The 23,654-nt window shown below is 60.6% G+C and carries 23 protein-coding genes, 1 other RNA gene and 1 pseudogene; 16 read left to right on the plus strand and 9 right to left on the minus strand.

Annotated elements, in window-relative coordinates:
* Nucleotides 1-47: 47 nt before the first annotated feature.
* The 6 genes from AB4072_RS15560 to ffs form a co-directional block, all read right to left on the minus strand.
* Nucleotides 48-503: a DUF805 domain-containing protein gene (locus tag AB4072_RS15560; RefSeq protein ID WP_441969374.1), complete on the minus strand. Its 456-nt coding sequence runs from the start codon at nucleotides 501-503 to the stop codon at nucleotides 48-50.
* Nucleotides 504-569: 66 nt separating this feature from the next.
* Nucleotides 570-1,412: a 2,3,4,5-tetrahydropyridine-2,6-dicarboxylate N-succinyltransferase gene (gene dapD / locus AB4072_RS15565; RefSeq protein WP_441969376.1), complete on the minus strand. Its 843-nt coding sequence runs from the start codon at nucleotides 1,410-1,412 to the stop codon at nucleotides 570-572.
* Nucleotides 1,413-1,599: 187 nt separating this feature from the next.
* Nucleotides 1,600-2,205 (minus strand): recombination mediator RecR, encoded by a 606-nt coding sequence (gene recR, locus AB4072_RS15570; protein ID WP_441969378.1) that lies wholly within the window; start codon nucleotides 2,203-2,205, stop codon nucleotides 1,600-1,602.
* Nucleotides 2,206-2,212: 7 nt separating this feature from the next.
* Complete coding sequence (locus tag AB4072_RS15575; protein WP_441969380.1) at nucleotides 2,213-2,533, minus strand: YbaB/EbfC family nucleoid-associated protein; 321 nt, start codon at nucleotides 2,531-2,533, stop codon at nucleotides 2,213-2,215.
* 5 nt (nucleotides 2,534-2,538) lie between these two features.
* The gene (locus AB4072_RS15580) at nucleotides 2,539-4,359 is read right to left on the minus strand and encodes a DNA polymerase III subunit gamma/tau (protein ID WP_441969382.1); all 1,821 of its coding nucleotides are present in this window, start codon (nucleotides 4,357-4,359) and stop codon (nucleotides 2,539-2,541) included.
* A 51-nt stretch (nucleotides 4,360-4,410) separates the two neighbouring features.
* Nucleotides 4,411-4,507: signal recognition particle sRNA small type (ffs, locus tag AB4072_RS15585), an RNA gene on the minus strand.
* 231 nt (nucleotides 4,508-4,738) lie between these two features.
* Between ffs and AB4072_RS15590 the strand changes: the two genes are divergently transcribed.
* Together AB4072_RS15590 and nudC are read left to right on the plus strand one after the other, a co-directional pair.
* The gene (locus AB4072_RS15590) at nucleotides 4,739-5,149 is read left to right on the plus strand and encodes an HIT domain-containing protein (RefSeq protein WP_441969384.1); all 411 of its coding nucleotides are present in this window, start codon (nucleotides 4,739-4,741) and stop codon (nucleotides 5,147-5,149) included.
* Entirely contained in the window at nucleotides 5,150-6,046 is an 897-nt protein-coding gene (gene nudC, locus AB4072_RS15595) for an NAD(+) diphosphatase (RefSeq protein WP_441969386.1), read from the plus strand. It abuts the gene before it with no gap.
* A gap of 150 nt (nucleotides 6,047-6,196) precedes the next feature.
* On the opposite strand, the gene AB4072_RS15600 is transcribed toward nudC, so the two are convergent.
* Genes AB4072_RS15600 through AB4072_RS15610 form a run of 3 tightly spaced genes read right to left on the minus strand, consistent with a single transcriptional unit; the run spans nucleotide 6,197 to nucleotide 8,327 of the window.
* Complete coding sequence (locus AB4072_RS15600; protein WP_441969388.1) at nucleotides 6,197-6,730, minus strand: GNAT family N-acetyltransferase; 534 nt, start codon at nucleotides 6,728-6,730, stop codon at nucleotides 6,197-6,199.
* Nucleotides 6,731-6,732: 2 nt separating this feature from the next.
* Nucleotides 6,733-7,587, minus strand: a complete 855-nt coding sequence (locus AB4072_RS15605) for a prephenate dehydratase (RefSeq protein WP_441969390.1) — start codon at nucleotides 7,585-7,587, stop codon at nucleotides 6,733-6,735.
* Entirely contained in the window at nucleotides 7,584-8,327 is a 744-nt protein-coding gene (locus AB4072_RS15610) for a 3-deoxy-manno-octulosonate cytidylyltransferase (RefSeq protein ID WP_441969391.1), read from the minus strand. Before AB4072_RS15610 ends, AB4072_RS15605 begins: the two co-directional genes overlap by 4 nt.
* Before the next feature lie 277 nt (nucleotides 8,328-8,604).
* Here AB4072_RS15610 and AB4072_RS15615 point away from each other — a divergent pair, with 277 nt between their 5' ends.
* The 14 genes and pseudogenes from AB4072_RS15615 (at nucleotide 8,605) to AB4072_RS15680 (ending at nucleotide 23,439) form a co-directional block, all read left to right on the plus strand.
* Nucleotides 8,605-9,144, plus strand: coding sequence for a c-type cytochrome (locus AB4072_RS15615; RefSeq protein WP_441969393.1), 540 nt, complete (start codon nucleotides 8,605-8,607; stop codon nucleotides 9,142-9,144).
* 157 nt (nucleotides 9,145-9,301) lie between these two features.
* A complete protein-coding gene (locus AB4072_RS15620; RefSeq protein WP_441969395.1) occupies nucleotides 9,302-11,167 on the plus strand; it encodes an extracellular solute-binding protein in 1,866 nt (621 codons plus the stop codon).
* A gap of 44 nt (nucleotides 11,168-11,211) precedes the next feature.
* Nucleotides 11,212-11,571: a DUF4260 domain-containing protein gene (locus AB4072_RS15625; protein ID WP_441969396.1), complete on the plus strand. Its 360-nt coding sequence runs from the start codon at nucleotides 11,212-11,214 to the stop codon at nucleotides 11,569-11,571.
* A complete protein-coding gene (locus AB4072_RS15630) occupies nucleotides 11,571-12,659 on the plus strand; it encodes a microcin C ABC transporter permease YejB (RefSeq protein WP_441969397.1) in 1,089 nt (362 codons plus the stop codon). Before AB4072_RS15625 ends, AB4072_RS15630 begins: the two co-directional genes overlap by 1 nt.
* A gap of 1 nt (nucleotide 12,660) precedes the next feature.
* Nucleotides 12,661-13,812 carry an ABC transporter permease gene (locus tag AB4072_RS15635; RefSeq protein ID WP_441969399.1) on the plus strand — a complete coding sequence of 384 codons (1,152 nt, stop codon included), beginning with the start codon at nucleotides 12,661-12,663 and terminating at the stop codon, nucleotides 13,810-13,812.
* Nucleotides 13,809-15,437 carry an ABC transporter ATP-binding protein gene (locus AB4072_RS15640; protein ID WP_441969401.1) on the plus strand — a complete coding sequence of 543 codons (1,629 nt, stop codon included), beginning with the start codon at nucleotides 13,809-13,811 and terminating at the stop codon, nucleotides 15,435-15,437. The genes AB4072_RS15635 and AB4072_RS15640 overlap by 4 nt, the downstream gene beginning before the upstream one ends.
* A gap of 13 nt (nucleotides 15,438-15,450) precedes the next feature.
* Nucleotides 15,451-16,407, plus strand: coding sequence for a cation diffusion facilitator family transporter (locus tag AB4072_RS15645; protein WP_441969403.1), 957 nt, complete (start codon nucleotides 15,451-15,453; stop codon nucleotides 16,405-16,407).
* A gap of 166 nt (nucleotides 16,408-16,573) precedes the next feature.
* Nucleotides 16,574-17,806 (plus strand): phosphopentomutase, encoded by a 1,233-nt coding sequence (locus AB4072_RS15650; protein WP_441969405.1) that lies wholly within the window; start codon nucleotides 16,574-16,576, stop codon nucleotides 17,804-17,806.
* Nucleotides 17,803-18,507: a hypothetical protein gene (locus tag AB4072_RS15655; protein ID WP_441969406.1), complete on the plus strand. Its 705-nt coding sequence runs from the start codon at nucleotides 17,803-17,805 to the stop codon at nucleotides 18,505-18,507. Before AB4072_RS15650 ends, AB4072_RS15655 begins: the two co-directional genes overlap by 4 nt.
* Before the next feature lie 16 nt (nucleotides 18,508-18,523).
* Nucleotides 18,524-18,896: pseudogene (locus AB4072_RS15660) on the plus strand (GTP cyclohydrolase II); the annotation flags it as partial.
* A 183-nt stretch (nucleotides 18,897-19,079) separates the two neighbouring features.
* Entirely contained in the window at nucleotides 19,080-20,333 is a 1,254-nt protein-coding gene (locus AB4072_RS15665) for a URC4/urg3 family protein (protein WP_441969408.1), read from the plus strand.
* A gap of 37 nt (nucleotides 20,334-20,370) precedes the next feature.
* Nucleotides 20,371-21,000 (plus strand): uracil phosphoribosyltransferase, encoded by a 630-nt coding sequence (upp, locus tag AB4072_RS15670; RefSeq protein WP_441969410.1) that lies wholly within the window; start codon nucleotides 20,371-20,373, stop codon nucleotides 20,998-21,000.
* Nucleotides 21,001-21,065: 65 nt separating this feature from the next.
* Nucleotides 21,066-21,974, plus strand: coding sequence for a 2-dehydro-3-deoxygalactonokinase (locus AB4072_RS15675; protein WP_441969412.1), 909 nt, complete (start codon nucleotides 21,066-21,068; stop codon nucleotides 21,972-21,974).
* A gap of 85 nt (nucleotides 21,975-22,059) precedes the next feature.
* Nucleotides 22,060-23,439 (plus strand): leucyl aminopeptidase family protein, encoded by a 1,380-nt coding sequence (locus AB4072_RS15680; RefSeq protein WP_441969414.1) that lies wholly within the window; start codon nucleotides 22,060-22,062, stop codon nucleotides 23,437-23,439.
* The last annotated feature ends 215 nt before the right edge of the window (nucleotides 23,440-23,654 follow it).

The raw sequence follows: 23,654 nt of genomic DNA on the forward strand, positions 1-23,654 counted from the left end.
TTTTCATGGCGCACGTTGCTGTCGGAAATCAATCCCCGATGCGGCGATTACTCGGCCAGGTTGAGGCTAAGGCTAGCACCTGGATCGAGCGGATCACTCCCGAACCTGTTCGGGCCGTCAGTGCCGCGCAAGCATCCTGTTTGAACGAAAAGCCAGACGCCGAAGCTGAACATGAAAATGCCGGCACAAATCATCAAGGCCGGGCTCTGGAGAATAGCACCTAGGATCAAAACCGGCGCGGGAGCCAGTTGGGCGAACATCCACCACGCACTCAGGTCACGATCGTGAAGTCTCTTTGCCTCGATGGCAAAACTCGGGATCAGCGAAATCAAGCTGAGAGAACCGCTGATAATCGAGCTGACAACCGCGCTAAAAAGCCCATGAAGAACGAGCTGTAGGATTCCCAGAGAGATCCCTATCAGGAGCATAATTCCGACTGCGCCCCAATAACGGGCGCGGTTAATGCGACCGTTGAAGCTGAAAAGAAGCTGCGAAAGATTCACTCTATTCCCCCAATGTGTTTTGCTCCTTTATAACACTCGAGATAAAACTTCCAGTCGACCTTCGGCCTAATCCCGCAACAACTCGTTGATCGCCGTTTTCGCGCGGGTTTGCGCATCGACGCGCTTCACGATCACCGCGCAGTAGAGCGACGGGCCGGGCGTGCCGTCGGGCAAGGGCTTTCCGGGTAGCGAGCCGGGGACGACGACGGAGTATGGCGGCACGCGGCCGATGAAGATTTCGCCCGTGTTGCGGTCTATGATCTTGGTGGAGGCCGAGATGAAGACGCCCATGGAGAGCACGGATCCCTCGCCGACAATGACGCCTTCCACCACTTCAGAGCGCGCGCCGATGAAGCAATTGTCCTCGATGATGACGGGGTTGGCCTGCAACGGCTCCAGCACGCCGCCGATGCCGACGCCGCCGGAGAGGTGCACATGCTTGCCGATCTGTGCGCAGGAGCCGACCGTCACCCAGGTATCGACCATGGTGCCCTCGCCCACATAAGCGCCGAGGTTCACGAAGGACGGCATGAGAACGACGTTCGGCGCGATATACGCACCCCGACGCACTACGCAATTCGGCACGGCGCGGAAGCCCGCCTGCTTGAACTCGACGTCCGACCAACCATCGAACTTGGAGGGCACCTTGTCCCACCACACGGAATTACCGGGGCCACCCTTGATGATGCCCATGTCGTGGAGGCGGAAGGACAGAAGTACGGCCTTCTTCAGCCATTGATTGACCTGCCACTCAGTCCCGACCTTTTCCGCGACGCGCGCCTTGCCTGAATCGAGAAGGTGGAGCGACTGCTCGACAGCCTCACGAACCGCACCTTTCGTCGAGGGGCTGACATTAGCCCGGTCTTCCCAGGCGGCATCGATGGTGCGGGCGAGATCGGCGAAGGGCATGGACTGGCTCGGAGCTTAGGTGAAGGGACGAAGCTTGATTAGCAACGCTTGTCGGCGCTGTCACGTTGAAGTGTTAACCGTCATTCCGGGGCTGCGAAGCGGAACCCGGGATCGTCTGCCGGATGTGGAGCTTTTCTCGTTTCACGATCCCGGATCGCCTTCGGCGTCCGGGATGACGAGCACTCGCTCAAAACGCCGTGCGCTGCTTGATTGCGGCTGAGAGCGTGCCCTCGTCGAGATAATCGAGCTCACCGCCCACCGGCACGCCATGGGCGAGCTTCGTCACTTTCACGGGCAGATGGTTCAGAAGATCGGTCACGTAATGGGCTGTCGTCTGGCCATCGACGGTAGCGTTGAGCGCCAGGATAATTTCGCCCACTCCCGGATCGGAAGCGCGCGCGACGAGGCTGTCGAGATTGAGATGTTCCGGACGGATACCATCGAGCGGCGAGAGCACGCCGCCGAGCACGTGATAGCGCGCGTTGATCGCGCCCGAACGCTCCAGCGCCCACAGATCCGACACGTCTTCCACCACGACGAGAATGGACGAATCGCGGCGATGATCGGCGCAAATCGTGCACGGATCGGACGTATCCACGTTGCCGCAGGCCGAGCACACGACGATGCGCTCGGTAGCGACGCGCATGGCCTCGCTCAACGGATTGAGAAGCGTGTCGCGTTTCTTGATGAGATGAAGCGCCGCGCGCCGGGCCGAACGCGGACCGAGCCCCGGCAGACGCGCCAGAAGCTGGATCAGACGTTCGATTTCAGGGCCGGCGACGGACTGGGCCATTCGACTCTCAGAACAGCTTCAGGCCCGGCGGCAAAGGCAGGCCCTTGGTAAGCGCCGACATGCGCTCTTCCGTGGCGCGGTCGGCCTTACCCTTGGCGTCGTTCATGGCCGCGACGATGAGATCTTCCAGGATCTCCTTCTCGTCCGCATTCATCAGAGACGGATCGATGTTGATGGCGCGCAATTGTCCCTTGGCCGTGATCTTCACGACGACGGCGCCGCCGCCGGATGAGCCTTCGACTTCCACGTTTTCAAGTTCGGCCTGTGCATCCTGAAGCTTCTGCTGCATGGCCTGGGCTTGCTTCATCAATCCCATGATGTCGCGCATGATCTCTACTCCAGTTCGTCGTCGATATCGGTGTCGGCCGGCGCATCGATCTCGGTGTCGGAAGATGTATCGTCGCCAGACTTGTCGCTGCGCTCGACCACATTCACGATCTGCGCGCCGGGAAATTTCGAAAGAACCGCCTGCACGAGCGGATGGGACGCTGCGCCATCCTTGCGTTCTTTTTCGGCGGCGTCCGCTCTCTCCTTCAAGGTCGCATCGCCATCCTGCGAGGACAAGGCCACGACCCAACGCTGGCCGGTCCATTGCTGGAGCGCGCGAGAGAGATCATTGGCGATGGCGCGGCTGCCCCCATGGGCGAGATTGAACTCGATGCGCCCTTCCTCGAAACGCACGAGACGAACATCACGCTCGAGCGCGGCCTTGAGCACGATTTCGCGCTTCTCACCCATGAGAGCGACCACGTCCTCGAAACGACGAAGCCGCATGACGGGAGCGCCTTGCGGCGGTTCGAGGCGCGGCTGCGGGGACGGTTGCGATGTCGCGAGCGCGATATTGCCGGAGATCATCGGGCCGCCGCCACCGGAGGGTCGCGTCGGTGCGGGCGAAAGCGATCCGCCCGTAGACAACGGCGCACCATCCTTCAACGCACGCAAGGCATCATCCGGCGTCGGCAGATCGGCAGCATAGGCGAGACGCACGAGCACCATTTCGGCTGTCGCGACAGGCCGGTTCGAACCCTGCACTTCCGGCAAACCTTTCAAAAGGATCTGCCATGTACGCGAGAGAATGCGCACGGAAAGCTTCGCCGCGAATTCGAGACCGCGCGTGCGCTCGATCTCGGAAAGCGCAGGATCTTTCGCCGCCTCAGAAATGAGCTTCAGGCGCGTGACAACATGGGTGAAGGCGGCAAGATCGGAGAGAATCATGCCGGGATCGGCACCCGCATCGTATTGCGCGCGAAGTCCGGCGAAAGCAGCCGGAATATCGCCGCGCATCACCGCCTCGAACAGGTCGATGACGAGCGTGCGGTCGGCAAGGCCGAGCATGTCGCGAACGGTGTCGGCCTTCACGATGCCCGCGCCATGGGCGATGGCCTGATCGAGCAGCGACAGTGAATCGCGCGCCGAGCCCTCGGCCGCACGGGCGATGGCGGCGAGCGCCTCCGTTTCGGCCTGCACGCCCTCGGCATCGCTGATGCGTGCAAGATGCGCTACGAGCTTGTCCGCCTCGATGCGCCGCAGATCGAAGCGCTGGCAGCGGGAAAGAATCGTGACCGGGACTTTGCGGATTTCAGTGGTCGCGAAAATGAACTTCGCATGCGGCGGCGGTTCTTCGAGCGTCTTCAGGAAGGCGTTGAACGCCTTCTCGGAGAGCATGTGAACCTCGTCGATGATGTAGACCTTGTAGCGCGCGGAGACCGGCGAATAGCGAATGCCGTCGATGATCTGGCGAACATCGTCGATGCCCGTATGGGACGCGGCGTCCATCTCCAACACGTCCACATGGCGCGATTCCATGATCGAGGCGCAATGCACCCCGAGTTCGGGCATATGGATGGTCGGAGCGCCGGAACCGTCGGCCTTCTGGTAGTTGAGGCCGCGCGCCAGAATGCGCGCCGTCGTCGTCTTGCCGACGCCGCGCACGCCGGTGAGCATCCAGGCCTGCGGAATGCGGCCTGTCTCGAAAGCATTGGACAGGGTGCGAACCATCGCCTCCTGCCCGACCAGATCCTCGAAGGTGCTCGGACGGTATTTGCGGGCGAGAACGCGATAAGGCGAAGCGGGCGCTTCGGCCACCGGCGCAGCCGGGAACCCCGGCAGAGCCGGCTCGTCGTTCAGGGGCGTGCCGGCTGTGGTTTCGTCCATCGGCTTAAAGGCTTTGGAATGATTGTCAGCGCCAGGGTTTCGAGGCGCCAGGGTGGGAGGCTGGACGAAGACCCGTTCGGTCTCGTTAGGGCTGCTTCCTTCCGGATCTGACCCGGTTGGCGAGTGAGACGTCCCTCGCCAACCTCCCGAGGCCTATATGAGGTTTTCGGAAGAGGAACGCAAGTTAGGTGTCGACGCCCTCCCGTGTCATCCCCGGTACCTACCCGTCATCCCGGGGGCCGCGCTAGTGGTACCGGGGATCGTCCGAGGTGAATGGCGCTTTATCCGGCGCACGATCCTGGATCGCCTGCGGCGTCCGGGATGACGATGGACCGGGATGACGGCTGACACCGCCCCTCCCCCTGGGCTACAAAGCCCTATGACCTTCGCTCTCGATTCCCGCCTCCAAGCCGACACCATTCCCATCGGCGATCTGTCCCTGTCCTCGGTTCTGCTCCTCAACGATGCCCGGTTTCCCTGGTTCGTTCTGGTGCCGCGCATCCCGGACGCGAGCGAGTTGACAGATCTGTCGGATGATCAGGCCGCGACCTTGATGCGCGAAATCCGCCTCGCGACCGGTGTGATGGCGAGCCTCGCCCGTCCCGACAAAGTGAACGTGGGTGCTCTCGGCAACATCGTGACACAGCTTCATGTGCATGTGATCGGGCGCTTTCGCTCCGATCCGGCCTGGCCCGGCCCCGTCTGGGGCCACGGTACTCGCACGCCCTATCCCGACCATGCGACAACCGCGCTGATCGAGCGCGCCGCTGCGCTTTTTCAGGCGGCTTGAATGGCTATCGGTTTTGCCACCAACCACCTCGTCCGTCACACCGCCGAGGGCGATCCGGAGGCACTCGCGCACGCCATTGCCGATGCGAAGACCGCCATGGTGGTGATGGCGGGGGACATTCCGATTCTGCTCACGGGGCAACCGGGCTCCAGCCTGCTCCCGGCCTCGATGCTGGAGCGCCTGCCGGATCATAAGGAACAAGTGTTTCTCGGCATTTTCGCAGGCCAGAAGGTCGTCGCGACTCTGGCCTCACCCGAGACCGCCGACCTTTTTCGCGCGGATCCTGCTTTTACCGTCACCGATCTGCGCTCCATCGCAACACAGGGGCTCGTGCGGCCGGAGGAACTGGGGCTGCTTGCAACGACGAAATCCGTGCTCGACTGGCATTCCCGCCATCGGTTCTGTGCCAATTGCGGCGCGCCGACGAGCCTCGCCCATGCGGGCTTCCGGCGCGACTGCTCCGCATGCGGCACGCAGCATTTTCCGCGCACCGACCCGGTCGTCATCATGCTGATCGCGCGCGACGATAAGTGCCTGCTCGGGCGACAGCCGCGTTTTGCGGAGAAGGTGTATTCCTGCCTCGCAGGCTTTCTGGAACCCGGCGAGACCATCGAGGATGCAGTGCGGCGTGAAACCTTCGAGGAAGCGGGCGTGCATGTGGGTGAGGTGCGCTACCTCGCCTCGCAACCCTGGCCGTTCCCCTCATCCCTGATGATCGGTTGCATCGGTGAAGCTTTGTCGGATGAGATCGTCATCGACGAGGCCGAGCTTCAGGATGCGCGGTGGTTCACCCGCGACGACGTGCGCCGCATGCTCGACGGCACGCACGAGCACTATGCCGCGCCCAATCCTATCGCAATCGCGCATTATCTCTTGCGCGAATGGATGCGAAGTTAGAGCAGCATTCGCAGGTTCTGCATGAGATTCAAAACCCCTCCACGTCATGCCCGGGCTTGTCCCGGGCATCCACGCCTTGGACCGGATGAGCGGTGGGAAGGAAGGCGTGGATGGCCGGAACAAGCCCAGCCATGACAAAGAATGTCGGATCTAAGCGGAGAGTCGCGAGATCGGCTCAAACCGATAAGCGATTTCCGTGACGATCTGACCGCGTAATTCAAGGGACTGCTCGGGACCAGCTTTGCCGCCGAGCGCTTCGTAGAAACTGCGTGCTGGGAGGTTCTGTTTCAAAACCCAAAGTCCCGCCGCCTGGAAACCCTGCCCTCTGAGATGATCGAGAACGCCTGTCATCAGCCGGCGGCCGATGCCCTGACGTTTCACCTTGTCGAGAAGGTAAATGGCGTAGATTTCCGCATCCGTATCGAGCGGCACCGTTCCTTTGGATCGCACCGCTCCTCCGCGGACGAAGCCGACAATCTCTCCGTCGCCGGCCTCGGCAACGAGAAATCTCGCCCTTGGGTCGGGCTGCTCGAACGTAGAGCGCCACATCCGAGCGCGCTCTTCGACCGAAAGGCCGGCAAGCGATTCCGGATTGAGAAAATCCTTATAGGACTCGCGCCAGCCCTGGACGTGTGCGCGGGCAACGCCCTCGACATCAATCTCCAGTGCTTCGCGAACCAGCATCGTTACTCGGCAGCCTCTTTCACCTTGTTCCTGAAGGGCGCTGCCGGATAGACACCGAGAATGCGAAGCTCACGCGAGAAGAACTCCAGTTCCTCCAGCGCACGCTTGAGATCGGCATCGTCCGGATGACCATCCACTTCCGCGTAAAACTGGGTCGCGTTGAAATCGCCTTCGAGCATGTAGCTTTCAAGCTTCGTCATGTTGATGCCGTTCGTCGCAAACCCGCCGAGCGCCTTGTAGAGCGCAGCGGGAATATTGCGGACGCGGAAAACGAAACTCGTGACGAGCGGCCCTTGTCCGGCAGACGCCCATTGCGGAGTCTTGGAGAGAATGACGAAGCGGGTCGTATTGTGCGCCTCATCCTCCACATCCTCGGCCAGAATCTTCAGGCCGTAGATCGACGCCGCCATGCGGGGCGCGAGGGATGCCCGCGTCGGGTCTTTCCATTCGGAAACCTCGCGCGCGGACCCTGCCGTGTCGCCGGCCACGTGCGCTTTCAGTCCGAGCTTGCGGATGATCTTACGACATTGGCCGAGCGCATGAACGTGGCTGTGCACGCTCTTGATGGTACCGAGATTGGCCTCCGGCAGACCCAAGAGCTGAAAATGGATCGGCAGGAAGTGCTCACCGATGATGTGAAGCCCGGAGGTCGGCAGAAGGTGGTGGATATCCGCCACGCGTCCGGCGATCGAATTCTCGATCGGGATCATCGCCAGCTCCGCCTGTCCCTCGTCCACGGCGGCGAAGGCATCCTCGAAGGTCGGGCACGGCAGAACCTGCCAATCGGGATAAGTCTCCTCGCAGGCAATGTGGGAATTGGCTCCCGGCTCGCCCTGGAATGAAATTAACTTGTTCATGGCTTCCTCCGGGCCGCGATAATCGCGCGCGCCCTCTCCAGATCGTGTGACGTATCGACGCCAAGCGGAACGTCGTTCACCACAATGGCGTCGATCCGCATTCCAGCCTCGATCGCACGCAACTGCTCGAGTTTTTCGCGCTGTTCCAACGGAGAAGGCGCAAGGCCGACAAAGCGTCGCAAGGCTTGGCGCCGATAGGCATACAAACCGATGTGATGATAAAGGGGCCCATCCCCATAAGGGGCTGTCGCGCGCGTAAAATAGAGAGCGTGGAAGTGGCCTGGAGCGATTTCGCTGCCGACCATTTTGACGACACTAGGCTCGGTCTTTTCTTCCTCGCGCGTGATCAGGGCCACGAGGGTTGCGATATCGACGTCCGTATTCGACAAAGGCGAGACGGATGCAGCGATTACCCTTGGATCAATGGTCGGAAGGTCGCCCTGAACGTTCACCACGATATCGTGCCGTCCGTCCGGATCGATCTTTTCCACAGCCTCGTAAATGCGATCCGATCCAGAGGCATGGTCGCTCCGTGTCATAACCGCCACACCGCCCACCGCTTCGACGGCCGCGGCGATTTCGGGTGTGTCGGTCGCCACGACCACGGGCCCGACGCCCGCCTCGATGGCCCGACGCCAGACATGGACGATCATCGGCTCGCCCTGAATATCGGCCAAAGGCTTGTTCGGCAGGCGTGTGGCTGAGAGGCGTGCGGGGATCAGGACAAGAGGATTGGACATATCTGGACAACGCGTAAAGGACGCCGCGTCCTTACCAAGCCCTAGCGGGCTTGTCATGACTGGCGACTCGTCGAGAGGTGCAAAACCCCTATCCGGTCGGGATTCCCACATTTTAATAAAACAAATGCCAAGCTGCGACCAAGAGACAGACAAAACCCCATTGTCAAACCCCCCTCTCTATGGCTAAGCAACGCCACTATCCGCGCGGGCGCTGCCCGTGCTTGTCCAACCGTTGCGCTGGTTCCGCCGTGACTTAAAGGCGAGGAGAGCCCATTTCATGAATATCGAGGCCAATAAGATCGCGGGCGCCGTTTTCGGCACGCTTCTCTTCGTGGTCGGCGTCAACGTCATCGCTGGCGGTCTGTTTGCTCCCAAGAAGCCTGCCGTTCCCGGCTATGACCTTCCGGCCCCGGAAGCCGGCGCCGAGGCGGCTGCCAAGCCTGCCGCGTCTGCCGAGCCGCTTCCCGTTCTTCTGGCCAAGGCCGATCCGGCCAAAGGGCAATCCGCCGCAAAGAAGTGCGCGGCCTGCCACACCTTCGAAAAGGGCGGCCCCAACAAGGTCGGCCCGAATCTCTACGGCCTGATCGACCGCCCGGTCGCCTCGCACGAGGGCTTCAACTATTCCGGCGCCATGAAGGGCAAGGGTGGAAAGTGGACCTATGAAGAGGTCGACCACTTCATCAACAACCCAAAGGGTTACGTGCCGGGCACGATCATGGCCTTCGCGGGCGTGGCCCAGGCTCAGGAGCGCGCGGACATCCTCTCCTATCTGCGCACTTTGTCCGACAGCCCCGTCCCCTTCCCGGCTGCTCAGTAAGACTTTTGCGTCATCTCGCTCTTTTGAAGCCGGGCCCCATGGCCCGGCTTTTGTTTTTTAACGACAATCCCTTAGGTTCCTTTTTTGTGAATCGCATGGGCCGTCTCCGCGCCCTTGTGGCCACGCCCCTGATCGTCCGAAAGACCGGAGGAACGCCATGAAACGCCCGAGCCGCAGAGACATCGTTGTCGGGGCTGCCGCGCTCACCGCCTGGAGCAGCGCGCCCAGGCTCGCCCTGGCGCAAGCGGCGGAGAAAACCGAGACTCATGGCCTTTCCAGCTTCGGCGAACTTCTTTATCCGCCGGATTTCAAGCATTTCTCATATGTAAACCCGGCCGCACCGAAGGGTGGGACGTTGGCCATCCAGCTCAAGCAGGGCGGCGGCAACCAGAATTTCGACACCTTCAACACGCTCAACATCTTCGTGTTGAAGGGCGACGGCGCGGCCGGAATAGGCGCCACCTTCGACAGCCTGATGGCCGGATCGGGCGACGAGCCGGATTCGGTCTACGGCCTCGTGGCGCGCGCCGTTCGCATCTCGAAGGACAAACTGACCTATCGTTTTCTCCTGCGGCCGGAAGCGCGCTTCCACGACGGTTCGAAACTCACCGCTCGCGACGCGGCCTTTTCTCTCAACATTCTGAAAGAAAAGGGATATCCGACCTACCGACTGCTGCTGGCCGAGATGATTTCGGCCGAGGCGGAGGCGGACGACATCCTGCGGGTCCAGCTCTCGGAAAAGCGCAGCCGCGATCTTCACCTCGTCGTGGCGGGCATGCCGATATTCTCGGAAAAATTCTGGCAGGACCGCGATTTCGAGGCAGCGACGCTCGAACCGATTCTCGGATCGGGAGCCTATCGCGTCGGGCGTTTCGAGCCCGGCCGTTTCATCGAGATCGATCGCGTGGCGGATTATTGGGCAAAGGATCTGCCCATGAATGTGGGCCAGAATAACTTCGACCGCATTCGCTATGAATATTTCCGCGACAGAACGGTGGCGTTCGAGGCGTTCAAGAACGGCACCCTGAACTACAATGAGGAATACACGTCCCGTATCTGGTCGACCGGCTACGATTTTCCCGCCATTCGTGACGGACGTGTGAAGAAGGAAATCATTGAGGACGGTGGCCCTGTGCCGATTCAGGGTTGGTATTTCAACACACGCCGCGAGGCGTTCAAGGATCGGCGTATTCGCGAAGCCATCGGCCTCGCCTTCGATTTCGAATGGACGAACACGAACATCATGTTCGGTCTCTACAAGCGGCTGACGTCGTTTTTCGAGAACACGGATATGAAGGCGAACGGCCTTCCCTCCACCGAAGAGCTGAAGCTTCTCGAACCACTCCGCGACAAGCTTCCGGCCTCCGTGTTCGGAGAACCTTATGTACCGCCTATCTCCGACGGCTCCGGGCAAGATCGCAACCTGCTTCGCCGAGCCGATCAACTGCTGCGGGAAGCGGGCTGCAAGCGTGAAGGCAGCGTGCTGAAGCTGCCGAACGGCCAACCCTTCACCATCGAGTTCCTGGACTTTTCAGGGGCGTTGCAGCCACACACGCAGCCGTTCCAGGCAAACCTCAAGCGACTGGGCATCGACGCACAATCCCGCCTCGTAGACGCGGCCCAGTATCAGCGGCGCATGGAGAATTACGATTTCGACATGGCAAGCCGTGCTCTCGGAAGCTCGCTGACGCCGGGTGACGAATTGCGCAGCATTTTCGGCTCCGACGCCGCCAACACGCCGGGCCTGCGCAACATCGCCGGCATTCAGAGCCCGGCCGCCGATGCGCTCATCGACTATATCGCACGGGTCGACAATCGTAAGGATCTTTACGTTGCCTGCCGGGCACTCGACCGCGTTCTACGCGCGGGCCAGTACTGGGTTCCCATGTGGTACAAGAACTCTGATTGGGTCGCTTATTGGGACATCTTCTCCCGTCCCGAAACGAAGCCCCGACTCAGCTCCGGCGCACCCGGTATCTGGTGGTACGATGCCGAGAAGGCCAAACGGATCGGAAAGGCATAAGCGTGATGGACACAAGCTTTGGCGCGGTAACAGGTGGCCCTCGCATGCTTCTGCGCTACGAAGGTGCGGCTTTGTTCGTCGTCGCCATCGTCGCTTATGCCTTGACCGGCTTTTCCTGGTGGCTCTTCGTTCTGCTCTTTCTGGTGCCTGATCTGAGTTTCGCCGCCTATCTCGCGGGACCGAAGCCGGGAGCGATCGTCTACAATGCGCTTCATGCGACACTCGGCCCAGCGGCCTTGGCCGTTACCGCCTTTCTTTTCAACCAACCGGGCCTGCTTGCGGTAGCCGCCATCTGGGTCGCCCATATCGGATTTGACCGCATGCTCGGATACGGTTTGAAATACGCATCCGGTTTCAATCACACTCATCTCGGCCGTATCGGCCGCGCCAACATGGATACTTGATGTTCGCATACATCCTGCGCCGTATCCTTCTCATGATCCCGACTCTCTTCGGGATCATGCTGATTTCCTTCACCATCGTGCAATTCGCGCCGGGTGGGCCGGTCGAGCGCATCATCGCGCAATTGCAGGGACAGAATTCGAGCGCGACCTCGCGCATCTCGGGCGGCGGCGGAGATTTCTCCGCAGGCGGCGACGCTTCCTCATCAGCCTATCGTGGCGCGCAGGGCCTCGACCCGCAATTCATCAAACAGCTCGAGGTTCAGTTCGGCTTCGACAAACCGGCCCCCGAGCGTTTTGCGATGATGCTCTGGAATTATGCGCGGTTCGATTTCGGCAAGAGCTATTTCCGCGATGCCTCGGTGCTGGAGCTGATCAAGGAGAAGCTGCCGGTCTCCATTTCTCTCGGTTTGTGGATGACGCTTCTCTCCTACGCCATCTCAATTCCGCTCGGCATCCGCAAGGCGGTTCATGACGGCACATCCTTCGATGTCTGGACCTCGGCTGTCGTGATCATCGGCTACGCCATTCCGGGCTTCCTGTTCGCGATTCTGCTGATCGTGCTGTTTGCCGGCGGATCGTTCTGGCAGATCTTTCCCTTGCGCGGGCTGACCTCGGAAAACTGGGCGCAGTTTTCACTCACCGGAAAGATTACCGATTATTTCTGGCACATCACCCTGCCCATCATTTCCATGGCGCTCGGCGCTTTCGCGACATCGACACTTCTGACGAAAAACTCGTTTCTCGATGAAATCCGCAAGCAGTACGTCCTGACGGCGCGCATGAAGGGGCTGTCCGAGGGGCAGGTTCTCTATGGCCATGTTTTCCGCAATGCGATGCTGATCGTGATCGCGGGCTTCCCGGGCGCATTCATCCACGCATTCTTCGCAGGCGCTCTTCTCATCGAGACGATCTTCTCTCTCGACGGCCTCGGACTTCTCTCCTTCGAATCCATCGTCAATCGCGACTATCCCGTCGTGTTCGCGAACCTTTACGTTTTCTCCCTGATCGGCCTCGTGGTGAACCTCATTTCTGATCTCACCTACACATGGATCGATCCGCGCATCGATTTCGAGACGCGGGAGGCCTGACGTGAACGAAGCAAACGTCATCGCGACACCCCTCGCCCCGCCCTTGCCGAAAGAGGGTTTCTTACGCCTCTCGCCGCTCAACCGGCGGCGCCTGCAGAACTTCAAGGCGAACAAACGCGGTTATTGGTCGTTCTGGATTTTCATCGTCGTTTTCATCCTCTGCCTGTTCGCCGAATTCATCGCCAACGACAGACCGATCATTGCATCCTACAAAGGCGAACTGCTCTTTCCCGTGCTGGTCGATTATCCGGAAGAGAAGTTCGGCGGCTTTCTCGCGCAGACCGATTATCGCGACCCCGTCATCGCGAAGGAGATTACGGCAAACGGCTGGATGATCTGGCCGCCGATCCGCTACTCCTACAACACGCACAATCTCGACTTGCCGGTTCCAGCGCCATCGCCGCCGACGTGGCTGCTCACCGAGGAGCAATGCAAGCCGATGGCGGAACGTCTCGGCGTCGACGGATGCCGAGGCCTTGAATGGAACTGGCTCGGCACGGACGATCAGGGCCGCGACGTCGTTGCGCGTCTCATCTACGGCTTCCGCATTTCCGTTCTCTTCGGCCTGATCCTCGCGGGTATCTCATCCGTCATCGGCATTTTCGCGGGAGCGGTTCAAGGATATTTCGGTGGGTGGGTCGATCTTCTCTTCCAGCGCTTCATCGAAGTTTGGACCGCGATCCCCGCGCTTTATCTTCTCATCATCATTTCCGCGATCATCACGCCGAGCTTTTTCGTTCTGCTCGGCATTCTTCTCCTTTTCTCCTGGGTCGCGCTTGTCGGTGTCGTGCGTGCCGAGTTCCTGCGCGCGCGCAACTTCGAATATGTGCGCGCCGCGCGGGCGCTGGGTCTCTCCAACGCCAACATCATGCTCAAACATCTCCTGCCGAACGCCATGGTCGCGACGCTGACCTTCCTGCCCTTCATTCTCAACGGCTCGATCTCGACGCTGACCTCTCTCGACTTCCTTGGCTTCGGCCTGCCACCCGGCTCACCGTCGCTCGGCGAAATGCTCGCTCAAGGCAAAGCCAACCTGCAGGCACCGTGGCTCGGCCTCACAGGCTTTTTCATCATTGCCTTCATGCTCAGCCTTCTCATCTTCACGGGCGAAGCCGTGCGCGATGCTTTCGATCCGAGAAAGACGTTCCAATGACCGAACCTCTTCTCTCCGTTCAGGATCTCTCCATCGCCTTCCGCCAGGGCGGAAGGGATAGCCTTGCCGTCGATCGCATCTCCTTCGATGTCATGCCCGGCGAGACGGTGGCGCTCGTCGGCGAATCCGGCTCCGGAAAATCCGTTTCCGCCCTCTCGATCCTGAAACTCCTGCCTTATCCGTCCGCACATCATCCTTCCGGCAAAATCCTCTTCAAGGGCGAGGATCTCATCGCCAAGACAGAGGACGAGATGCGGCGTGTCCGCGGCGACGACATCACCATGGTGTTTCAGGAGCCGATGACATCGCTCAATCCACTCCACACCATCGACCGGCAGATCGGCGAAATCCTCAGCCTCCATCGTGGCCTATCGGATCGTCAGGCGCGGGTGCGCACGCTCGAACTGCTCAACCTGGTGGGCCTGCGCGACGCGGAAAGCCGTCTCTCCGCTTATCCGCATCAGCTTTCCGGCGGCCAGCGCCAGCGCGTGATGATCGCCATGAGCCTGGCGAACGAGCCCGATCTCCTGATCGCAGACGAGCCGACCACCGCGCTCGATGTGACGGTTCAGGCACAGATCCTTGCGCTTCTTGCCGACCTTAAGAAGCGGCTCGGCATGGCGATGCTCTTCATCACCCACGATCTGGGTATCGTGCGCAAAGTCGCCGACCGGGTTTGCGTAATGTCGAAGGGCGAAATCGTCGAGCAGGGAAAAGTCGCGGAAGTGTTCGACAATCCGCAGCATGCCTACACAAAAAAGCTCCTCGCCGCCGAACCGCGTGGCCGTGCGAACCCGGTCTCGCCCAATGCGCCGCCTGTCATCGAAGCGGGTCCAATCAAGGTGTGGTTCCCGATCAAACGCGGTTTCTTTCGTCGGACGGTCGGTCACGTAAAGGCGGTTGATGGAGTGTCGATTCGCGTCCGCAAAGGCGAGACGGTCGGGATCGTCGGCGAGTCGGGATCGGGGAAAACCACGCTTGGGCTTGCCATCATGCGGCTCGTTTCTTCCGAAGGGCCTATTGTCTTTTTGGGCAAGCCGCTCAACGGGCTAGGCTCGCGCGAACTGCGTCCCATCCGCAAGGATATGCAGGTCGTCTTCCAGGATCCTTACGGCTCTCTCTCGCCACGTATGTCGGTGGCAGAAATCGTCGAGGAAGGCTTGCTCGTTCAGGACAAGGGATCGTCCTATGCCCAGCGCCGAGAGATCGTTGCGCGCGCGCTTGCCGATGTCGGTCTCGATCCGGCGACCATGGATCGTTACCCGCACGAGTTCTCCGGCGGCCAGCGCCAACGCATCGCAATTGCGCGCGCCGTTGTCCTCGAACCGCAATTCATCGTGCTCGATGAGCCGACCTCCGCGCTCGACATGTCGGTCCAGGCGCAGATCGTCGAGCTTCTTCGCGATCTGCAAAAGCGGCGCGATCTCGCCTACATGTTTATCAGTCACGATCTGAAGGTTGTGCGCGCCCTCGCCAATCAGGTCATCGTGATGCAGAACGGCAAGGTCGTCGAAGAAGGCGCTGCGGAAACGATCTTCGCGTCCCCGAAAACAGACTACACCCGCGCGCTCTTCGCCGCCGCCTTCAATCTGGACGCGACGGGCGCGAAAGCGGTTCGCGAGTAGATGGATTGTCGCCATGGCAAGTCATCGGCACGACCATTCCAATCACGGCCATGCACACAACCATGACCGCAACGGATATGGTCGGGCCTTCGCCATCGGTATCGCGCTCAATCTTGGTTTCGTCGCCGTCGAGGCATTCTACGGCTTCCTCGCAGATTCCATGGCGCTCCTCTCGGATGCAGGCCACAATCTCTCTGACGTCTTGGGGCTCGGCATCGCCTGGGGCGCAGCCATGCTGGCAAGGCGCAGAAGGACGGACCGCTTCACTTACGGGTGGCGTTCCAGCTCCATTCTCGCGGCTCTCTTCAATGCGCTCCTACTCCTGATCGCCGTCGGTGGCATCGCGTGGGAATCGGTATTGCGCCTGATCACGCCGACACCGGTTGCCGCGGGTACCATGATGGTGGTGGCGGGCATCGGCATCGTCGTCAACGGCTTCACCGCCTTTCTCTTCATGAAGGGCAGCCATGGCGACCTCAATATTCGCGGGGCCTTTCTGCACATGGTGGCAGACGCCGCAGTCTCGCTCGGCGTCGTCGTTGCCGGCCTCGTCATTCTGTGGACCGGAGCAGCTTGGCTCGATCCGGCGATCAGCCTCATCATCGCCGGTGTCATCCTGTGGACCACATGGGACCTGTTGCGACAGTCCCTGACGTTGTCACTGCATGGCGTCCCGAGCGGCATCGCGGTCGCCGAGGTTAGGAGCGCGCTCGAAAATCTGCCCGGCGTCGGCGGCGTGCACCATATGCATGTGTGGGCGATGAGCACGACGGATACCGCGTTGACGGCCCATCTCGTGATGCCGGAAGGCCATCCCGGCGACGACTTTCTCGCCGACGCGCAGAGGGAGCTGAAACAGCGCTTCGGCATCGGGCATGCGACGCTGCAGATCGAAATCGGCTCCCCACATCGCCAGGATCACTGCCCTCTCGACCCCGACGATCATGGGGGACCAGCACCTCACTCCTGATGAGATGCATCCTCCCTCGATATGAGGTATCGGTCGGCTCAACGCCACACTAGAGCTTGATCGTGTCTCTTTGAAACACGATCAAGCTCTAGATTTCTTATTGCCGCATGATCCGGGCGAACAACCGGTTTCCACTTGTTCCGATCATGATCTAAAGGATGAATGAATGCCCCGCGCTCTTGTAATCGTGCTCGATTCCGTCGGTATCGGCGGCGCCGAAGATGCCGCCGCTTATGGTGATGCCGGAGCCGATACCGTGGGGCACATTGCGGAGGCCTGCGCGGAAGGCCGAGGCGACCGGGAGGGCTTGCGTCAGGGGCCGCTCGATCTTCCCCACATGACGGCCCTCGGCCTGGGCCTCGCCTGCGAAGCCTCCACCGGCCGCCTGCCGCCAAACCTTGCGCCGATAAGCCCCTTGAAAGGCGCGTGGGGCTACGGCGTCGAAACCTCCAACGGCAAGGATACGCCGTCGGGCCACTGGGAGATCACGGGGGTTCCGGTCACCTTCGACTGGGGCTATTTTCCCGACACGATCCCATCCTTCCCGGCAGAACTGACTGACGCGTTGATCGCAAGAGGGCAACTCCCCGGCATTCTCGCCAACAAGCACGCCTCTGGCACCGATGTCATCGACGAGTTCGGCATTGAGCATGTGCGCACGGGCAAGCCGATCTGTTACACCTCGGTCGACAGTGTTCTGCAGATCGCGGCGCATGAGGAAACCTTCGGTCTTCAGCGCCTCTATGATCTCTGCAAGATCGCGCGCGATCTTTGCGACCCCTACAATATCGGCCGCGTCATCGCCCGGCCCTTCGTGGGGTCGGTGGAGACAGGCTTCAAGCGCACAGGCAACCGCAAGGACTTTGCCGTCTTTCCGCCCTCCGACACCATTCTCGACACGCTCGTGAAGGCCGGGCGCTCCGTCGTCACGGTCGGCAAGATCGGCGATATCTTCGCCCACCGCAGCACGGGCGAAGAAATCAAGCCGCACGGCAATGACGCCTGCCTCTCCGCCGCCATCGATGCCATGGGCCGCCTGCCCGACGGCGGCTTCGTCTTTGCGAATCTGGTCGATTTCGACAGCGAATTCGGCCATCGCCGCGATATTCCCGGTTATGCCGCGGCTTTGGAAGCTTTCGACAGGCGGATCCCGGAAATCGAGGCGGCCTTGCGTGAAGGCGATCTCGTGATCATCACCGCCGACCACGGCAACGACCCCTCCTGGCGCGGCACGGATCACACCCGTGAACACACCCCGATTCTTGCCTTCGGACCGGGTATGAAGGCGGACAAGATCGGACGGCGGGAAAGCTTCGCCGATATCGGGGCAACTCTTATGGACCACCTTGGGTTTCCAGCACTGCGAAAAGGCAAAAGTTGGTTCATGGTGCAATCATGACCTTTCTCGTGTCCAATCAGGACGGGATCGGTATGCTGGTCAGCGAGCAGGATCTCGAACAAGCGTCGACTCAATCAGGACCCCTTCCTGTTGAGCTCTGTCATGCCGCCGCTATATCCCGCTACATTGGTCTCAAAGACCGATTGCAAGAAACCCTCACCGCACCTCATCGGCTTCAAAAGCTCGCCGCTGCAAAGGCCTTAATGTGTCTGGGCGACAAAGATTCCATCAAGCTTCTCAATGACCTTTCAAGTCAAGAACAAGACAAGATTGCCGCGGCAATCTTCAAATTAGCTTCTGTTCGCTTAGAAGGATCCTCTTCGCTCAAGAACTTGCTTTCTAGAGATGACCGTACGCTCCTCGAATTATTACCGTCTCTATACAATTCTTATTTGCCCCTTGATGAGAATGATTTAGAAATATTGATAATTACACTCAATAAATATCTCTCTAAATCAGGTTACACTAAGTCAATTAGGCAATCATTTTGGGAAAATGATGTTGGATTGCTCATAGAGGCATTAGCAAATCCTCATAAGAGGGCTGGGAATATCTTAAACAGTCGCATGGATCTAACAGAAGATATAAAAGATATTTTGTCTAAACTGACCCATATTTACTTTCGGCAAGACGATTTTTCGGAAGAAATCAATCAAATTTCCAACATTCTCTCAATCGCAGATAAGCGCCAAATACCTTGACCCTGGCTCCTATGCAGAGGTCACCAAATTCCTAGTGTACAATGCGCGCAACCGGCAGGAGGGAGGCGATTCCGCGCCCACCTTTTTCGAGCACACGGAATCCGTGGCGAGTGTCCGGGATGCCTGCTTCCGCGATTGATGCCAGACGTGCTCCACTTGCTCGGCGTCCGCCGCATCGACCGGCTCATGTCCATGTCGAACTTAAAAATACGACGCCCTCATCGGTCCCGGCATCGAAATCGTGGAACGGGTCCCGATCCCGGAAGAACTTGTTCCGCCGGATGCTAGGGTCGAGATAGAGGCGAATAAGGCCGCCGGCTATTACTCGCCCGGTAGTGCATCGGTGCCATCTCGAACAGGTGAAGGAGCGTGATCTCGATCGCTTCTAGAGCTCGTTCGCTGATCGCCATTGGTTGAGCATTATCTTTTCGGAGAACCGAAATCCACTTTTCCGAATCATGCCCTAGCTCTTAACCGTCTCATCAAACGCCCGTGGGAAGGACGATTGATGGGACGCGACTTGTGATAACCCTCCTCTCAAACAGTCTTCGCAAGAGCACCCGGAGCCCTTCGTGAGCGATCATCAGCCTTTGTCTTCAGAAGCGAAAGCCGCGCGAAAATTACTGTCGTCTGCGGCCGTGCGAGAGAGGGCCGGTCAGCTTTTCCAGCACGGCCTGGATGGCAGGCTCCGACACTTCATGATCCATCTCGACCGGCTGGACGCATGCGCCGACGAGGTGGTGAAGACCATACGTTCCACCTATCCCTCCCTCGAAATCCCCTTCCACGCCCGCTGGCGGCATCTCGCGGCCGGTGGTCATGAGCGTTGGGGCGCAATCATGCAGAGCGCATCGTGGGGCGATGAAGCCGCCATGGCGCGTGCTGCCTTCGATATGGCTATCCTCTCCGTTCTGCTCGATGCGGGAGCAGGCCCCACCTGGCACTACGAAGAGGGTCGGACCGGCGAGACGTTTACCCGCTCCGAGGGCCTGGCCGTCGCAAGCTTCGATATGTTCGTCAGCGGTGCCTTCTCGAGCCACCCGGAAGACCCTTTCCGTGTTGACGGGGATGTCCTGCTCGCGCTCACTTCGGAAGAGCTTGCGATGGGCTTCCAGGTCGGGCCTGAGAACCCCATCGTAGGCCATGAGGGGCGCATCCTGCTTCTCAATCGACTCGGTCGGGTGGTCACCACCAATCCCGATATTTTCGGGAGCCATGACGACCCCAGGCCGGGAGGTTTGTTCGACGTCATTGCAGCCACGGCCAAGGGCGGAAAAATCAAGGCGGCGACCATTCTCGAAACGCTGTTTGCCTATCTCGGGGCAATCTGGCCGGGCCGCATTTCCCTTGGCGGCATCAATCTCGGCGACACCTGGAGACATCCGCTGGTCGAGGCTGAGGATGCATCGGCCGGCCTCGTACCTTTCCACAAGTTGTCGCAATGGCTGTCCTATTCCCTGATCGAACCATTGGAATGGGCGGGCTTCACCGTCATCGACATCGACGACCTGACCGGGCTGCCGGAGTATCGCAATGGCGGCTTGTTTCTCGATTCAGGCGTTCTCGCACTCAAAGACCGGGCTGACGAACAGCGGCCGCACACCGTCGATTCGGCCCTGGTGGTCGAATGGCGCGCTTTGACCGTGGCACTGCTCGATTTGATCGCGGAGCCGATCCGCACCAAACTCAGCTTGCAAAAAGCCGGTTTCCCGTTAGCGAAGATCCTCGAAGGCGGAACCTGGGCGACCGGGCGCAGGCTCGCTAAAGCGAAGCGAGAGGACGGCGCTCCGCCGCTGGTTATCATCAGCGATGGGACGGTATTTTAAAATGAATCAGCACACGGCAAATGCAGGGGGAAAAAGCATGCAGGGCATCACCGTAGTCGATCACCCGCTCGTCAGGCATAAGCTGTCGCTGATGCGGGACAAAAGGCGGTCGACCAAGGGTTTCCGTCAGCTCCTCAACGAAATCGGCATGCTGCTCTGCTATGAGGTGACCCGCGATCTGCCCACCGAATCTGTCGAGATCGAAACTCCGATGACGACCATGGTGGGCACCCAGATCGCAGGCAAGAAGCTCGTTCTCGCTCCCATCCTGCGCGCTGGCGTCGGCTTTCTCGATGGTATGCTCACATTGGTGCCGGCAGCGCGTGTGGCCCATATCGGCCTCTATCGCGACCCGGAATCCTTGCAGGCTGTGGAGTATTACTTCAAGGCCCCGTCCGATCTCGCCGACCGCATGGTTCTGGTCCTCGACCCGATGCTTGCGACCGCCAATTCAGCGGTGGCGGCCATCGACCGCCTGAAGGAGCGCGGCGCGAAGGATCTGCGTTTCGTCTGTCTGCTCGCGGCGCCCGAGGGTATCGAGAAGCTGCGTGGCTCGCACCCGGACGTGAACATCTGGACGGCGGCGGTTGACGATAAGCTCAACGACCACGGCTATATCGTGCCGGGCCTCGGCGATGCCGGTGACCGGATGTACGGCACGCGCTGAGGTTAAGCTAAACAGGCGGGAGACGCGTTACAGCGCCTCGCCAATGAGGAAAAGTGGAGACTTCGGTGCGCTTCATCGTTGCCGATTGGGGAACCACACGCTTTCGCGGCTATCTCGTCGAGAACGAGACGATCCTTGATTCCGTCTCCTCGTCCGAGGGCGTCTCCGCCCTCAAGTCGGGGCAGCATCGCGATGTGTTCATGAGGCATTGCGGGCCCTGGCTCGATGCCGAGCCGGAAGCGCCCATCCTCCTCGTGGGCATGGTCGGCAGCCGCGAGGGTTGGGTCATGGCCCCTTACGCCTCCTGCCCCGCAGGCCCCGCCGATATCGCGAAAGCCATGATCCCGGTCGATCTCGGCGACGGGCGGCAAGCCCATATCGTCCCCGGCCTGTTCTATGAGCCCGTTCCCGATGCCGCCGACGTGATGCGAGGGGAAGAAACTTTGGTGCTCGGTTCCGGCGTCACGGACGGGCTCGTATGCCTGCCCGGCACGCATCCCAAATGGATCGAGATGCGCGCTGGAAAGGTCGAGCGTTTCGCTACCTACATGACGGGCGAGATGTACGCGCTCTTGCGCGAGCATTCGATGATCGGTCGCCCGGCGACCGAGCCGGAAGATCCGCAAGGGTTCGATCTTGGGCTGGAGGCCGCCGAGCGCAACAGCGGACAAGATGCGGCTCATCATGCGGGCCTGCTCAATCTTCTCTTCGGTGCGCGGGCTGCTGTCGTGTCGGGCCGCATGGAAAGCTCGCTGCTTGGGCCTTATCTCTCCGGCCTTCTCACGGGCGATGAGATCAACAGCGCCCTGTCGCAATTCGCACGCCCGACCTCCATCACCATCATCGCAGATTCGCCTCGCGCCGATCTTTATGTGGAAGCGCTCGCCCGCAAGGGCATCGCGACCATCGTTGTCGCGCCGCAGAAAGCGCTCATCGCCGGTCTGGAGAAAATCGTCCGCGAGGTCGCGCACTGAAAGGCACATTCCGCAGCGTTTTCACACGCGCGCGGATACCTTATGAAGAACCCCACCGTCTCACTCCACTCTTTCGAGTTCAGCGATGCCCCATCCCCTGCTTGCGTCTTCCTCTGAAACCGCCCTTCCGATCTGGTTCGCGACCGAGGAGACGTGGCCGCAGGTGAGCGAGACATTGTCAAGGCCCGCACTGGCTTTCGCCAAAGCGCAGGGCTTCGCGGCAAAGGCCGGCACGCATTGCTTGCTGCCGGGAGCGGACGGAAATCCCGTCGGCGTCGTGTTCGGCCTCGATAGCGCGAAAGCCAAGCGTCCCGATCCGTTCCTGCCCGGCAAGCTGGTGACGCTTCTGCCGGATGGCGTCTATCGCTTCGAGAGCGCCCCGCCCTCGCCGACGCTGGCCACCCTCGCCTGGCTTCTCGGCGGTTATTCCTTCAACCGCTATCGCACGCGCCCTGCAAAATCTGTTCGCCTCGTAACGCCGGTCGGCGTGGACGCTGACGACGTGACGCGCATCGCGGAGGCTGTCGCCTACAGCCGCGATCTCATCAGCACACCCACCTCCGATCTCGGCCCGGACGGCATCGAGGCGGCGGCGAAAAAGATTGCGGAGAAGCACGGCGCATCGTTCAAGAGCATCGTCGGCGACGATCTGCTCAAGCAGAATTTTCCAATGATCCACGCGGTCGGTCGCGCTTCGGCTGTCGCGCCGCGCCTCATCGATTTCACGTGGGGCAAGGCCGGTGCCCCGCTCGTCACCCTCGTCGGCAAGGGTGTCGCCTTCGATACGGGCGGCCTCGACATCAAGCCGGCCGCTTCCATGCTGATGATGAAGAAGGACATGGGCGGCGCGGCGACAACGCTCGCGCTTGCCGACATGATCATGGGCGCGAAGCTCCCCGTGCGCCTGCGCGTGCTGATCCCCGCCGTCGAGAACTCGATCTCGGCCAACGCCTTTCGCCCCGGCGACATCCTGTCGAGCCGTAAGGGCACGACCGTCGAGATCGGCAACACCGACGCCGAGGGTCGCCTGATCCTTGCCGATGCGCTCTTCCTGGCGGATGAGGAAAAGCCCGACCTGATCGTGGATTTCGCGACGCTGACGGGGGCTGCCCGCGTGGCCCTCGGTCCCGAGCTTCCGGCTTTCTTCACGGATGACGATGAGCTTGCGGGCGAAATCGCCAGGATGTCGGAGGCAGCGAACGACCCCGTCTGGCGTATGCCGCTCTGGTCGCCCTATCTTGCGCAGCTCGATTCCAAGATCGCGGATCTCAACAATACCGGCGGCCCGATGGCGGGCTCGGTCACGGCGGCCCTGTTCCTGCGCCATTTCGTGAGCGCTGCGAAATCGTATGTGCATTTCGACATCTTTGCCTGGAACAACGCCTCCAAGCCGGGCCGCCCGGAAGGCGCGGAGATCCAGGCAGCGCGGACCATGTATGCGCTGATTCGGAAGCGCTATTCCTGAGAGTATTTTTGGAAATGGTCTAGCGCGCTTTCAGCGTCATTCCGGGGCGCCGCAGGCGAGCCCGGAACCCATAACCGCCGACAGCTCCGGATGCGATGCAATTCACCCGTTGCTTACAGTTCTGAACGGTTGTGGTTATGGGTTCGGGCTCCGCTGACGCGGCCCCGGAATGACGAAGGACCGATCCATTCCAAACAAACTCTGAGCGGCTTTCT

Source organism: Microvirga sp. 2MCAF38, from assembly GCF_052115485.1.
Classification (GTDB): domain Bacteria; phylum Pseudomonadota; class Alphaproteobacteria; order Rhizobiales; family Beijerinckiaceae; genus Microvirga.